We start from the raw sequence: 12,557 nt of genomic DNA on the forward strand, positions 1-12,557 counted from the left end.
CGGCATGAGCGACGAACCGCGCACCCCGCACGCCACCCCGCACGTCCCGGTCCTGCTGGAGCCGGCCGGGGCACCCGCCCGCGGCAGCGTCACGCTGATCATCCCGACGTTCAACGAGGCGGCGAACATCACCGAGCTGCTGGACCGGCTCACCGTCTCCCTCCCCGCCGGCCTTCCCTGCACGGTGCTGTTCGTGGACGACTCCACGGACGACACCCCGGAGGTCATCGAGAAGGCGGCCCCGGGCTGCCCGTTCCCCGTGTCCGTCCTGCACCGGGAGACCCCGGACGGCGGCCTCGGCGGGGCCGTGGTGGAGGGGATCAAACGGGCGTCCGGGGACTGGGTCGTCGTCATGGACGCCGACCTCCAGCACCCTCCCCACCTGGTGCCCGAGCTGGTCGCCGAGGGGGAGCGGACCGGCGCCGACCTCGTCGTCGCCTCCCGCTACCTCCCCGGCGGCAGCCGGGCCGGGCTGGCCGGGGGCTATCGGGTCGCCGTCTCGCGCGGGGCGACCTGGCTCGCCAAGGGGCTCTTCCCGCGCGCCCTGCGCGGCATCAGCGACCCGATGAGCGGCTTCTTCGCCGTCCGCCGCTCGGCCGTGACCGCCGAGGCCCTGAGGCCCCTGGGCTACAAGATCCTGCTGGAGCTGGCGGTGCGCCACCAGCCGGCGTCGGAACGCGCCCCCGGCCGCCCCGCGAGGACCGCCGAGGTGCCGTTCGTCTTCCAGGACCGGCACGCGGGCGAGTCCAAGTCCACCCTCCGCGAGGGGATGCGCTTCCTCGCCCACCTCGCCGCCCTGCGGTTCGCGACCCCGCTGGCCCGGATGATCGGCTTCGGGCTGGTCGGGCTCTCCGGCTTCGTCCCGAACCTGCTCGCGCTGTGGCTGCTCACCCGGGCCGGGATGCACTACCTGCCGGCCGAGATCGCCGCCAACCAGGCGGGGGTGCTGTGGAACTTCGCCCTCATCGAGGGGCTGCTCTTCCGCGACCGCCGCCGGCACCGCCACTGGGCGGACCGCCTCGGCCGGTTCGCCCTGCTCGCCAACGCCGACCTGCTGCTGCGCCTGCCGCTGATCGGGCTGTTCGTGGCCCGGTTCGGCCTGCCGGTGCTGCCGGCCACCGCCCTCGCCCTGACCACCACCTTCGTCCTGCGGTTCGCGGCCACCGAGGCCCTCGTCTACCTGCCGCGCAGACCGCGCCGCGGGCCGCACGGGGCCCGTACGCCGCGGACCGCCCGGACCGCGCGCACCACCAGGAGCTGAGCCGCACAGAAGGGAACTCGTCCATGCCAGCGAACATCCGACGGCGGGCCGGGCGGCGGGCCGCCCTGGCCGCCGTCGGGGCGATGACCGCGGGCCTGCTGCTCACCGCACCGCAGCAAGCCACCGCCGGACCGCCCAATCTGCTCACCAACCCCGGTTTCGAGACCGCCGGCGCGCCCGGCGCCGACATGCCGTCCTGCTGGGAGAAGTCCGGCTGGGGCGACAACGACTTCACCTTCGCCACCGTCGCCGACGCCCACAGCGGCACGAAGGCGATGCGCGTCTCGCTGACCCGTCGGGTGACCGGCGACCGCAAGGCCCTGGTCACCGAGAACGCGACCTGCGCCCCGACCGTCGTACCGGGCCGGCAGTACGACCTGTCGGCCTGGTATAAGTCGGACACTCCGGACGTGTCGGTGACCGTCTTCCGCCACGACACCGCCACCGGCAGCTGGCAGTACTGGACCGACCTGCAGAACCCGCCGGTGAGCGCCGGCTGGTCGCGTACGCAGGTGCGCACCCCGGCGGTCCCGCCGAACACCGACAAGATCAGTTGGGGGCTGTCGGTCTACGGGACGGGCTCCGTCACCACCGACGACTACGCCATGGAGGAGGTCGGCGCGCCACCGCCGCAGCCGTCCTGCTCCGGCACCCCGGAGGAGTGCGCGAAGGGGAAGTGGGAGGTGATCCCGGCCAAGAACCCGGTCCGCTCGATGCACGCGGTCGTCCTGAAGAACGGCAAGGTGCTGCTGATCGCGGGCTCCGGCAACGACATCTCCCAGTTCAACGCGGGCACCTTCACCTCGGCCGTGTACGACCCGGAGAACGGCAGCTTCAGGACGATCCCGACGCCGGTCGACATGTTCTGCGCGGGCCACGTGCAGCTGTCCGACGGCCGCGTCCTGGTGATGAGCGGCAACAAGGGTTACCCGTCCGCCGACGGCAAGATCGGCTACCAGGGCCTGAAGGACAGTTACGTCTTCGACCCGGCGACCGAGTCGTACACCCGGACCAACGACATGAACGGCGGGCACTGGTACCCGTCGGCGACGATCCTCGGCAACGGCGACGTGATCTCCTTCGGCGGCCTGAAGGAGGACTCGACGGGCAACGTCACCGCCGAGAAGTTCTCGGCGGCGCAGCACAAGTGGCTGCCGATGAACGAGGTCAACCAGACCTGGTCGTACTGGGGCCTGTACCCGTCGATGATCCTCATGCAGGACGGGCGGCTGTTCTACTCGGGCAGCCACACCTTCGGCAACGGCACGCCGGGCACCGGCGCCTCGATCTACGACTACGACGCCAACACGATCACGGACGTGCCCGGCCTGCGCAACAAGGACGAACGCGACGAGTCCGCGAGCGTGCTGCTGCCGCCCGCCCAGGACCAGCGGGTGCTGACCATCGGCGGCGGCAACAACGAGCGGAACCCGGCGGCGAACCGGCTGACCGACCTGATCGACCTCAAGGCGCCGAACCCGAGCTACCTGCCGGGCCCGGACCTGCCGCAGGGCCTGGTCGACACCGGCCAGGGCAAGCGCCCGCAGACCGGGGCCGAGGGCAAGATGTACGTCTCGGCCGTGCTGCTGCCGGACGGCAAGGTGCTGGAGACCGGCGGCGGCCTGCACGACCGGGCCGACCCGGTGTACGAGGCCTCGTTCTTCGACCCGGTGACCAACACCTACCAGGCGGGGCTGCCGGCCGACCCGGTGCCGCGGACGTACCACTCGGCGGCCTTCCTGATGCCCGACGGCCGGGTGATGGCGGTCGGCGACAACCCGGGCAACGGCACGTACAACCACAACGTGTCGATCTACAGCCCGCCGTACCTGTTCAAGGGCCCGCGCCCGCGGCTCACCTCGGTCATCGACCGGCAGTGGACGTACGGGGACGTGCAGCGGATCACCGTCGACCGGCCGATCGCCAAGGCGGAGCTGATCCGCCCGGCCGCGGTCACCCACTCCTCGGACCCCAACCAGCGGTTCGTGGACCTGCCGCTGAGCGTCGTCAACGACACCACCGTCGACCTCAACGTCACCAGCAACCCGAACCTGGCGCCGCCCGGCTGGTACATGCTCTTCGGGGTCGACGCGAACGGCGTCCCGTCGGTGGCGACCTGGGTGCACCTGGCAGGCCCGTCGGCCCTCGCGGCCGCCGACAAGAGCCCCTCGCCGCACGTCCACGACTTCGCCGACGCACCGCAGGCCGCCCCGAAGCAGAACCCGGGCAAGCGGGACTCCGTCCCGGTCCCGCCGAGCGTGGCGGGCTGCGACCGGCACTACGGCACCGTCAACCAGTGCGTCCCGACCCGGTTCCCGGCCGAGGTGCAGGAGACGACCGAGGCCCGCTGCGCCTGGCTGGCCTCCCACCAGTACCCGAAGCGGATGAAGGTCCACGGCAGCGACCCGCTGCGCCTGGACCCCGACCGCGACGGCCGGGCCTGCTGAGCGCTCCGCGGGCCGCGCCGCGGCCCGTTCAGTGCCGGTAGGCGGCGAGCGAGATGCCGACGTAGTGCGCGACGAACGCCGCGAGCGTCAGCGAGTGGAAGACCTCGTGGAAGCCGAAGAAGCGCGGGGAGGGGTTGGGGCGCTTGATCCCGTAGATGACCCCTCCCGCGCTGTACAGCAGCCCGCCGACGACGACCAGCACCAGGACGGCGAGGCCGCCCGTGCGCAGGAAGTCGGGCAGGAAGAAGACCGCGGCCCAGCCCATCGCGATGTAGCAGGGGGTGTAGAGCCAGCGCGGGGCGCCGACCCAGAAGACCCGGAAGGCGATCCCGGCGGCGGCCGCGAGCCACACCGCCCACAGCAGCGTCCGTCCGGTGGAGGGCGGCAGGAGGATCACGGTCAGCGGGGTGTACGTCCCCGCGATGATCAGGAAGATGTTGGCGTGGTCGAGGCGGCGCAGGATGGCCTCGCCCCGCGGGCCCCAGGTGCCGCGGTGGTACACGGCGCTGATGCCGAACAGCAGGCAGGCCGTGAGGATGTAGACGCCGCAGGCGATCCGCGCCTCGGCCGAGTCGGTGAAGGCCATGAGCGCCAGACCCGCGACGACCACGGCGGGGAACATTCCGGCGTGCAGCCATCCGCGCATGAGCGGCTTGGCCTCCGGTGCTGCTGTGGTGGCCGGCCCGGCGGCGGCCTCCGGCGCGACTACGGCGTCAGAAGTCATGGTCGTCATGCTACCTACGGGTCCGTAGGTTTTCGGCGGTCTGCTTTACGGAAGATTGACAGGAGTGGCGATGCTCACGTGAGAGGCCCTCTGGACATATGCGCACATGCACCGGATGATCAGATGAGTGCGGTCGGCACCGGATGAGCGGAGCGCGAAGCGTCCGGGTCGCAGCCCCCACGGGGCATACACCAAACAAACCCCTCAACAAGGAGCAATCGTGGCGCGCGACAACGCGGCTCCCACTTCCGTACCGACGAATCACAAGGACCTGATCGCCTGGGTCGACGAGATCGCGGCGATCACCGAGCCCGACAGGGTCGTCTGGTGCGACGGTTCCGAGGCCGAGTACGAGCGCCTGTGCGGGGAGCTCGTGGCCAAGGGCACCTTCAAGAAGCTCGACGAGTCGAAGCGCCCGAACTCGTACTACGCCGCCTCCGACCCGTCCGACGTCGCGCGCGTCGAGGACCGGACCTTCATCTGCTCCGAGAAGGAAGAGGACGCGGGCCCGACCAACCACTGGATGGCCCCGGCGGAGATGAAGGACATCTTCGCCGGCGAGAACGGCATCTTCCGCGGCTCCATGAAGGGCCGGACGATGTACGTCGTCCCGTTCTGCATGGGCCCCCTGGGCTCCGAGCTGTCCGCGATCGGCGTCGAGATCACCGACTCCGCCTACGTCGCGGTCGCCATGCGCACCATGACCCGCATGGGCAAGGCCGTCCTCGACGAGCTCGGCACCGACGGGTTCTTCGTCAAGGCCGTCCACACCCTCGGCGCTCCGCTCGCAGAGGGCGAGGCCGACGTGCCGTGGCCGTGCAACACCACCAAGTACATCTCGCACTTCCCGGAGACCCGCGAGATCTGGTCCTTCGGTTCGGGCTACGGCGGCAACGCCCTCCTCGGCAAGAAGTGCTACGCCCTGCGCATCGCGTCCGTCATGGCCCGCGACGAGGGCTGGCTGGCCGAGCACATGCTGATCCTCAAGCTCACCCCGCCGCAGGGCGAGGCCCGCTACGTCGCCGCCGCCTTCCCCTCCGCCTGCGGCAAGACCAACCTGGCCATGCTGGAGCCGACCATCCCCGGCTGGACGGTCGAGACCATCGGCGACGACATCGCCTGGATGCGGTTCGGCGAGGACGGCCGCCTCTACGCGATCAACCCCGAGGCCGGCTTCTTCGGCGTCGCCCCCGGCACCGGCGCGCACACCAACGCCAACGCCATGAAGACGATGTACGCCAACACCGTCTTCACCAACGTCGCGCTCACCCCGGACGGCGGCGACGTCTGGTGGGAGGGCATGACCGAGGAGACCCCGGCCGAGCTGATCGACTGGAAGGGCAACCCCTGGACCCCGGCGTCCGAGACCCCGGCCGCCCACCCCAACGCCCGCTTCGCCGTCCCGGCCGCCCAGTGCCCGACGATCGCCCCCGAGTGGGAGGACCCCAAGGGCGTCCCGATCTCCGCGATCCTCTTCGGCGGCCGCCGCGCCTCCGCGGTCCCGCTGGTCACCGAGTCCTTCGACTGGAACCACGGCGTCTTCATCGGCTCGAACATCGCCTCCGAGAAGACCGCCGCCGCCGAGGGCAAGGTCGGCGAGCTGCGCCGCGACCCGTTCGCCATGCTGCCGTTCTGCGGCTACAACATGGGCGACTACATGGCCCACTGGATCAAGGTCGGTGCCTCCGCGGACGCCGCGAAGCTCCCGAAGATCTACTACGTGAACTGGTTCCGCAAGAACGACGCGGGCAAGTTCGTGTGGCCGGGCTTCGGCGAGAACAGCCGCGTCCTCAAGTGGATCGTCGGCCGCCTCGACGGCACCGCCGAGGGCGTCGAGACCCCGATCGGCATCCTGCCGACCAAGGCCGCCCTCGACCTCGACGGCCTCGACATCTCCGACGAGGACCTCGACTTCCTCCTGACCGTCGACAAGAAGGTCTGGCGCGAGGAGGCCGCCCTGGTCCCCGAGCACCTCAACACCTACGGCGAGCACACGCCGAAGGAGCTGTGGGACCAGTACCACGCCCTGGTCGAGCGCCTGGGCTGACGAATGACCGCCCTGCCGGACAGGGCCGCCCTGCCTGACAGGGCCCGAAGATGTGGGAGCCCCCGACCAAGCGGTTTCCCACCGTAGTGGGAGCCCCCGACCAAGCGGTTCCCACCGCAGCCACGGCCTGCCTGTCAGGAGCGTCCGCGCTCCTCCAGGTAGGCCGTGTGCGTTTGCTGGCGGCGGGCCTCCGTCTCCCGGAGGTCCCCCGCCACCCGCTCCGCCTCCTCGTGCAGCAGCTCCAGCTGCCGCTCCAGGTGCCGCTCCGGCGACTCCCCGCCCGGGGTGAGCCGGGTCCACCACCGCGTCCGGTTGAAGGTGTCCACGCACTCCGGCACGTCCACCTCGATCGCCCGCGACAGCGCGTGCACCAGCTCCGGCTCCCCGGCCAGCACGTCCGCCACCCAGCCCGGCTCCAGCAGCGCCGCGTACAGCTCGACCAGCTCCGCGAGCCGCCCCCCGGCCGGTTCCGGCAGCTCCACCTCGGCCAGGTACTCCCGCAGCCGCCCGAACTGCTCGCGCACCCCGTTCAGCTGCTCGGTGAGCCCCGCGGGCGGGGGCGGGGCCGGCCGCTCGGGCGGGGCGACCAACGCCCCCGCCCCGTACAGCCCGGCCACCACCAGCGGCCAGTAGGCGCCGGCCGCCCCCGTGAGGGTGAGCACCACCCCGGCCACCCCGCAGGCGGAGCCGGCCAGGTTCTTCTTCGACTCCAGGTAGCGCAGCGCCATCGCGGCAGCCCTGCCGGAGGTCCTATTGGTAGCCACGGATCTCCTCGAAGGCCCCGCGGAGCGCGTCGTTGCCGCCGGAAGCGTCGAACAGGCGCCCGCCGGTCACCTCGGTGATCCGGGTGAGCTCCTTGCGGTCGGAGTCCCCGAACAGCACCGCGAAGACCGGGGTGTGCCGCTGCGCCTCCGGCAGGGCCGCGTGAAAGGACTCGAAGTCCTTCGCCTTGTCCCCGCTCTGCCCGTCGGTCATCAGCACGATCGAGGTGAACGCGTCCGTGTTGCCCTTGCCCAGGTGCTCGTACGCCGCCCGCAGGCTCGCGTACACCGCCGTGCCGCCCTCGGGCCGCAGCGCGCCCGCGTCCTTGCGGATCGCGTCCAGCGCCGGACCCGGGTTGCCCGGCTCCACGACATGCGTGAGGACCTGCTTCACCTTGTCGCCGAAGGGCAGCAGCGTCACCTCCTCGCGGTCCCGGAACCGCCGCCCGGGACCCGAGTCCCCGGTGCCCGTCAGTTCGGTGAGCGCGTCCCGCAGCCGCCCGATGCGGTTCTCCTCCGCCATCGAACCGGAGGTGTCCAGCACGTACACCGTCCGCGAGGGCCGGCGCAGTTCGTTCTCGTACGAGGCCAGCAGCCCGTCGGCGACCTGCCGGCTCCCCGGGAACGGCAGCTCCCGCCGCTTGTCCGGGTTCAGCCCGGCCGCCGGGGCCACCCCGGCCGCCACCGGCCGCCGGAACGTCTGCTCCGTGATCAGCTTCTGCGCCTCGCTGCCGCGCAGCCAGTCGGTCAGGGACCGCCCGGACTCGCGGGCCCCGGCCGGCGCCGAGGTGAGCAGGGTCAGCGGGTAGTGGGCGGTGACGACCCCGTCGCGCGGCCGGACCACCGTCAGGTTCGTCTTCGCGTCCCGGTTCATCGCCAGCAGCACGGACTCGTAGTTGACGAGCGCGTCCACGTCCCCGCGCTTGGCGTACGCGGTCGCCAGCCAGCCGGAGGAGCCGGAGGTCAGCTTCTGCCCGGCGAAGAACTGCTTCAGCTTCGGCTGGGCCGTCTTCACGTCGGCGTCGGTCAGCGCCGCCTGCGCCCCCGACAGTCCGGAGGCCACCGAAACCAGCGCCGAGAAGCCCGAGTTGGAGCGCACCGGGTCGGTCATCCCGTACGTGAGCTTCCCCGCGGCCACCGCCTCGTGCACCGCCGACCAGGTGACCTCCTCGGGCTTCCAGCCGAGCCGGGCCAGCGCGTCCGGCTCCACGCCGAGCGCGACCGGCGAGGACATCACCGGGGTCTCGCTGCCGATCTTCACGGCCGCCTCCGGGCGCAGCCGCAGGTAGTCGTTGGAGGACAGCCAGATCGCGTCGTACTTCCCGTCGGCCTTGCCGGAGGCGACCTGCTCGGCCGCGTCGAGGGTGCCCGACCAGGTCAGCTCGACGCTCACGCCGGTGGCCTTCTTCGCGGCCTTCAGCACCGGCTCCATGTCGGCGAGTTCACTGGAGGCCAGCACCCGCAGCGTCCCGTCCTTGTACACGCTCTTCTCCGGCCCGGCGGGCCCGTCGGCGGTGCATCCCGCCGTGCCCACCAGCGCCACGCAGACGAGCCCCACGACCAGCTTCACCCGGCCCCGGCCCCGGCCCCGGGCCCGGCCCCGGCCCCGGGCTCGCCCCTGCCCCTGCCCGAGCCCCTGCCCGAGGGAAGGGGCGGGGTGGGGAAGGGCTCCGCGCAGCGGCTCCGTCTCGACCCCGCTCACAGGGCACCCCCTTCTGCGGCGTCCGCCGCCCGCGTCCGCGCCAGGTAGGCGGAGGCCGTCTGCAGCTCCCCGCTCAGGGCGTCCACCGTGGCGGCCATGGTCTCGGCCGCCTGCACCTTGAACGTGTCGATCGTGTCGAGCGTCGTGTAGATCTGCGCGAACGCCGCCCGCAGGGTCTCCGCGCCCACGGCCGGGTCGGCCGCGATCCGCTGGATCTCCCCGCTCTGCGTGGCCAGCATCTCGGCGTTGCCGCGGATCAGGTCCTCGGTCGTGGAGCGCAGCGCGCCGACCTGTTCGGTCACCTTGCGCTGGTTGTCGAGGGCCGACGCCAGCATCACCGCGATCCGCAACGCGGACACGGTGGTCGTCGCCGCCCGGTCCACCCCCTTGATCAGCTCCTCGTTGCTGCGCCGGACCACGTCCATCGCCAGGTAGCCCTGCGCGCACACGGCCAGCTGCGTCAGCAGGTCCTGGTGCTTCTGCCGGACGGGGAACAGCACGTCGGCGCGGAGCGCGTCGGCCGACTCCGGGTCGGCGTACGAGGCCTCGGCGACCCGTTGCTCCACGGCCGTGTCGAGGGCCTCGGTCAGCAGCGCGTACTCCTGGAGCCGGCCCATGGTCTCCCACAGCCGGGCCCGCTCGGTGTGCAGGGCCGCGCTGTCGCGGCGCAGCTCGTCCTGGCCGCTGCGCAGCGCGCCGACGATCCGGTTGAGGGTGGCCTGCGCGGAGGCGTACTTCGCGACGTGGTCGCGGAACCGGTTGCCGCCGGGCAGCTTGGCCAGCAGCCGGCGCGCGCCCCGGCCCGCGTTGTCCCGCGGGTCGAGGTCCTCGACGGTCCGGCGCAGCTCGACCAGCGAGCCCGCGACCCGGGCCTGGGCGTCGCCGCCCTCGGAGCCGAGCGAGCGCACGGCCCGCTCCAGCATCCGGTTGGACTGCCGGTCGGCGGTGCGCATGTCGGCCGCGCCGAGCCCGGTGACCTCGCCGATCCGGGCGGCGAACTCGGGGGAGCGGGGGTCGATCCCGGTGAGGGAGCCGGCGTACTCGGCGGCCCGGCGGGCCACTTCGGCGCGGACGGCGTCGTCGAGCGGGACGAGGCCGGAGGCCTGCTCCCGCCGGACGGCGGGCACGGGCTCGGGTGCGGTGAGGACGAGCGGGCCGTCCTCGGGAGGCGAGAGTGTCATGTGCGGGTCCCCCTAGCCCTTGGCGCGCTCGGCCAGCGCCATGAGGATCTTGACGGTGGGTGCGCCGACCTGGCGGATGCCGGTCAGCTCCGGGTTGAGGTACGCGCCGTGCGCGGCGGTCGCGGCGGTGAACTCGGGCACGCCGTCCTGCGGCCGGAAGCCGTGCCGGACGGCCAGCTTGCGCAGCTCGGGGTCGGTGGCCAGGAGGGTGCCGAGTCCGCGGGCGTCCTCGCTGATCGGGACGAAGGTGTGCGGGGAGTTGACGGTGGTGTCCGGGTAGAGGACGACCATGTCGGCGGGGGCCTGCTTCTGCTGGACGAGGGAGGCGACCTGGGCCTCGTAGGCGAGGATGAGCGGCTCGCCGCTGCCGCTGATGAAGGAACGGAACGGGTCGTCGGTGCTCGGCTCCAGGGCGCCCTGGACGGAGATCAGCTTCCGCAACAGCGGTGCCGTCCGCCCGATCGCCGCGTCGTCGGCGACGACCTTGTTGTCGTTGGCGACGTTGGAGGTGGCGGCGAGGAACAGCGCGCCGGAGTTGGAGGTGGCCGGGTCGGTGGTCTTGATGAACACGGTGCCGGTGAGTTCGGGGTGGGCGGCCGAGCCGGGCAGCTGCTGCCAGGTCCGGTCCTCCCCGGCGGCCTTGAGGTAGGGGCCCATCAGGAGCGTGCCGGAGTTCCTGCCGGTCATCTTGGCCAGGCCGTTGTCGGCCAGGACCTTCGCCGCGTTGGCGCGGGCGATGACGACGAGCGGGGAGAAGAACGGCCGCGTGCTCTGGGCCCCCTTGATGCCGGCCGCGGCCTCGATCTCCGGGGCGGGCTCGCTGCTGGAGGGGAACGCGAAGTCGTACTTCTTCAGCGGGAGCCGGTCCATGGCCCAGGAGCCGGAGGTCTCGGTCTGCACGGTGTAGCCCTTGTTCTTCAGGGCCTTGACGACGTCGGGGTCGCGGAAGAACTCTGCCTTCTCGGACCCGATGACGCCTTCTACTTTCACGGTCTTCGGTGCCGTGGGCTCGGTGACCCCCTGGAAGACGACGGCTGCGACGCCGCCGAGGAGGAGGACACCAAGCACGATTGCCAGGATGCGTCTCACGGGTGCAGCCTGCTCACGGAAACCCACATTCCGCGAGGGGTTGGGTGAACTCCGGGTGACCAAGCGGTCCCACTTCGAAATGCCGTATGAATCCGCGGGTGCTGGAAGCGGGGGCGGCGGGCCGTCAGGATCGTGGCATGGCCGTGAGCGTGAGCGCGAGCGTGTGCGCGTTGAAGTGGCAGGGCTGGGTCGTCGGCCTGTCGTCCGTGGCCGCCCTGCTGGTGTTCGCCCCGCTGGGCCTGTACGTGTGGGCCGGCGACGGGTCGGGCGGCGCGCCGCCGCGGGCCGCGGTGGCGGACGTACGGGTCACCGGGTGCCGGGTCGACGCGGCGAGCCGGCGGGTGGTGGCGGCCGTGGAGGCGGCGGGCCGGCCCGAGGGCGTCGGCGCGTACGTCGTCACGGTCGAGTTCCGCGAGCAGGCCGAGCCGGTGCCGGGCGGGCGTGCGGCGCAGGCGCTGGTGAAGGTGCCCGGGGTGGCTCCCGGCGCGGTGGAGCGCGGGGAGGCGGTCGGCCCGGTGTGGCGGGCGGCGGCGGTGCCGTGGTGCGGGGTGGCGGCGGCGGAGTTCACGCCGGGGGCGCTGGTGCCGGCGCCGTGAGGTGGTGCGGTGGCCCGTGGCGGTGCTGTGGCGGTGCCGTGAGGTGGCGCGGGCGGCCCGTGGTGTGAGGCACGCCGAGGCGCCCGGCCCGGAGCCTGACCGGCCCCGGACCGGGGCCGGTCAGGGGCGCCCGGCGAGGTCCCGGGAGGCCGGCTCCGAGGCTGCCGGGTCGAGGGCTGCCGGGTTCAGGGCGGCGGCGTGCGCGTCCATTCGCTCGGCGGCGAGGATCGCCACGGTGGTGTCGGCACGGGACGCGGCCACGACGAGCGCCCGGCCGGCGAGGTCGTGGGCGCGCCGGTGGAGGGCGGCGGGGTCCGCCTCCTGCGCACGGGGCGCGCGGACGGGCTCGCTGCCGCGCAGGCGCGCGACCTGGGCGGCGATCCGGGCGCCCTCGCCGTCGAGGCCGAGCTGGTCGGTGACCGTGAGCAGGGCGGAGAGGTGGCCGGCGAGCTGGTGGTCCAGCGCTTCGGCCCGGGTGCTGTGCGGGTAGCCACCACGGCTGTCGTGGCTGCCGGCGTGGTGGCCGCCCATACGGTGGACGGCCGGCTTGGTCCGGATCGGCTCGTACATGAGGTGGCCTCCTGCGGGGTCAGGAGACCATCCTACATTGGATTCATTCTAAAGTTGAGTTCGATCCTGAAATGGGGCGGGGGCGGGGCGGGACGAGCACCCCTGGAGGCCCGGGCCCGAACCGACCCCCCGGGGGGTTTAAAAAACAACCACACCCCCCAAACCCCCTGGAGCTCGTG

Annotated in this window: 10 protein-coding genes; 4 read left to right on the forward strand and 6 right to left on the reverse strand. The window is 72.4% G+C overall.

Features of this window, described 5'->3' with window-relative positions; translation table 11 throughout:
* Positions 1-4 precede the first annotated feature (4 nt).
* Entirely contained in the window at positions 5-1,261 is a 1,257-nt protein-coding gene (locus tag ACFVGY_RS19160; RefSeq protein WP_385678555.1) for a glycosyltransferase, read from the forward strand.
* Between the two features lie 23 nt (positions 1,262-1,284).
* Positions 1,285-3,708 carry a galactose oxidase-like domain-containing protein gene (locus tag ACFVGY_RS19165; protein ID WP_385678558.1) on the forward strand — a complete coding sequence of 808 codons (2,424 nt, stop codon included), beginning with the start codon at positions 1,285-1,287 and terminating at the stop codon, positions 3,706-3,708.
* A 28-nt stretch (positions 3,709-3,736) separates the two neighbouring features.
* Here the strand turns inward: ACFVGY_RS19165 and ACFVGY_RS19170 are convergent, their stop codons facing one another.
* The gene (locus ACFVGY_RS19170; RefSeq protein WP_385678561.1) at positions 3,737-4,441 is read right to left on the reverse strand and encodes a hemolysin III family protein; all 705 of its coding nucleotides are present in this window, start codon (positions 4,439-4,441) and stop codon (positions 3,737-3,739) included.
* 211 nt (positions 4,442-4,652) lie between these two features.
* On the opposite strand from ACFVGY_RS19170, the gene ACFVGY_RS19175 reads away from it, so the two are divergent.
* Positions 4,653-6,479: a phosphoenolpyruvate carboxykinase (GTP) gene (locus ACFVGY_RS19175; protein WP_385678564.1), complete on the forward strand. Its 1,827-nt coding sequence runs from the start codon at positions 4,653-4,655 to the stop codon at positions 6,477-6,479.
* Between the two features lie 134 nt (positions 6,480-6,613).
* Here ACFVGY_RS19175 and ACFVGY_RS19180 read toward each other — a convergent pair whose 3' ends face one another.
* From ACFVGY_RS19180 to ACFVGY_RS19195, 4 genes are all read right to left on the reverse strand, one after another.
* Positions 6,614-7,243, reverse strand: a complete 630-nt coding sequence (locus ACFVGY_RS19180; protein ID WP_385678566.1) for a hypothetical protein — start codon at positions 7,241-7,243, stop codon at positions 6,614-6,616.
* A complete protein-coding gene (locus ACFVGY_RS19185) occupies positions 7,230-8,774 on the reverse strand; it encodes a substrate-binding domain-containing protein (protein WP_385678779.1) in 1,545 nt (514 codons plus the stop codon). The genes ACFVGY_RS19180 and ACFVGY_RS19185 overlap by 14 nt, the downstream gene beginning before the upstream one ends.
* Before the next feature lie 164 nt (positions 8,775-8,938).
* On the reverse strand, positions 8,939-10,123 hold the full coding sequence (locus ACFVGY_RS19190; RefSeq protein ID WP_385678569.1) for a toxic anion resistance protein: 1,185 nt from the start codon (positions 10,121-10,123) through the stop codon (positions 8,939-8,941).
* A 12-nt stretch (positions 10,124-10,135) separates the two neighbouring features.
* On the reverse strand, positions 10,136-11,200 hold the full coding sequence (locus ACFVGY_RS19195; RefSeq protein WP_385678782.1) for a hypothetical protein: 1,065 nt from the start codon (positions 11,198-11,200) through the stop codon (positions 10,136-10,138).
* A 149-nt stretch (positions 11,201-11,349) separates the two neighbouring features.
* Here ACFVGY_RS19195 and ACFVGY_RS19200 point away from each other — a divergent pair, with 149 nt between their 5' ends.
* Complete coding sequence (locus ACFVGY_RS19200; protein WP_385678572.1) at positions 11,350-11,808, forward strand: hypothetical protein; 459 nt, start codon at positions 11,350-11,352, stop codon at positions 11,806-11,808.
* Positions 11,809-11,928: 120 nt separating this feature from the next.
* Here ACFVGY_RS19200 and ACFVGY_RS19205 read toward each other — a convergent pair whose 3' ends face one another.
* On the reverse strand, positions 11,929-12,378 hold the full coding sequence (locus tag ACFVGY_RS19205; protein WP_385678575.1) for a hypothetical protein: 450 nt from the start codon (positions 12,376-12,378) through the stop codon (positions 11,929-11,931).
* Between the last annotated feature and the right edge of the window lie 179 nt (positions 12,379-12,557).

Source organism: Streptomyces sp. NPDC127106, from assembly GCF_042677605.1.
Lineage (GTDB): Bacteria > Actinomycetota > Actinomycetes > Streptomycetales > Streptomycetaceae > Streptomyces.

Bases quoted from the DNA above. Each gene is read 5' to 3' on its own strand.
- ACFVGY_RS19160 (WP_385678555.1), top strand. From the start codon at position 5: ATGAGCGACGAACCGCGCACCCCGCACGCCACCCCGCACGTCCCGGTC.
- ACFVGY_RS19165 (WP_385678558.1), top strand. From the start codon at position 1,285: ATGCCAGCGAACATCCGACGGCGGGCCGGGCGGCGGGCCGCCCTGGCC.
- ACFVGY_RS19170 (WP_385678561.1), bottom strand. From the start codon at position 4,441: ATGACGACCATGACTTCTGACGCCGTAGTCGCGCCGGAGGCCGCCGCC.
- ACFVGY_RS19190 (WP_385678569.1), bottom strand. From the start codon at position 10,123: ATGACACTCTCGCCTCCCGAGGACGGCCCGCTCGTCCTCACCGCACCC.
- ACFVGY_RS19200 (WP_385678572.1), top strand. From the start codon at position 11,350: ATGGCCGTGAGCGTGAGCGCGAGCGTGTGCGCGTTGAAGTGGCAGGGC.
- ACFVGY_RS19205 (WP_385678575.1), bottom strand. From the start codon at position 12,378: ATGTACGAGCCGATCCGGACCAAGCCGGCCGTCCACCGTATGGGCGGC.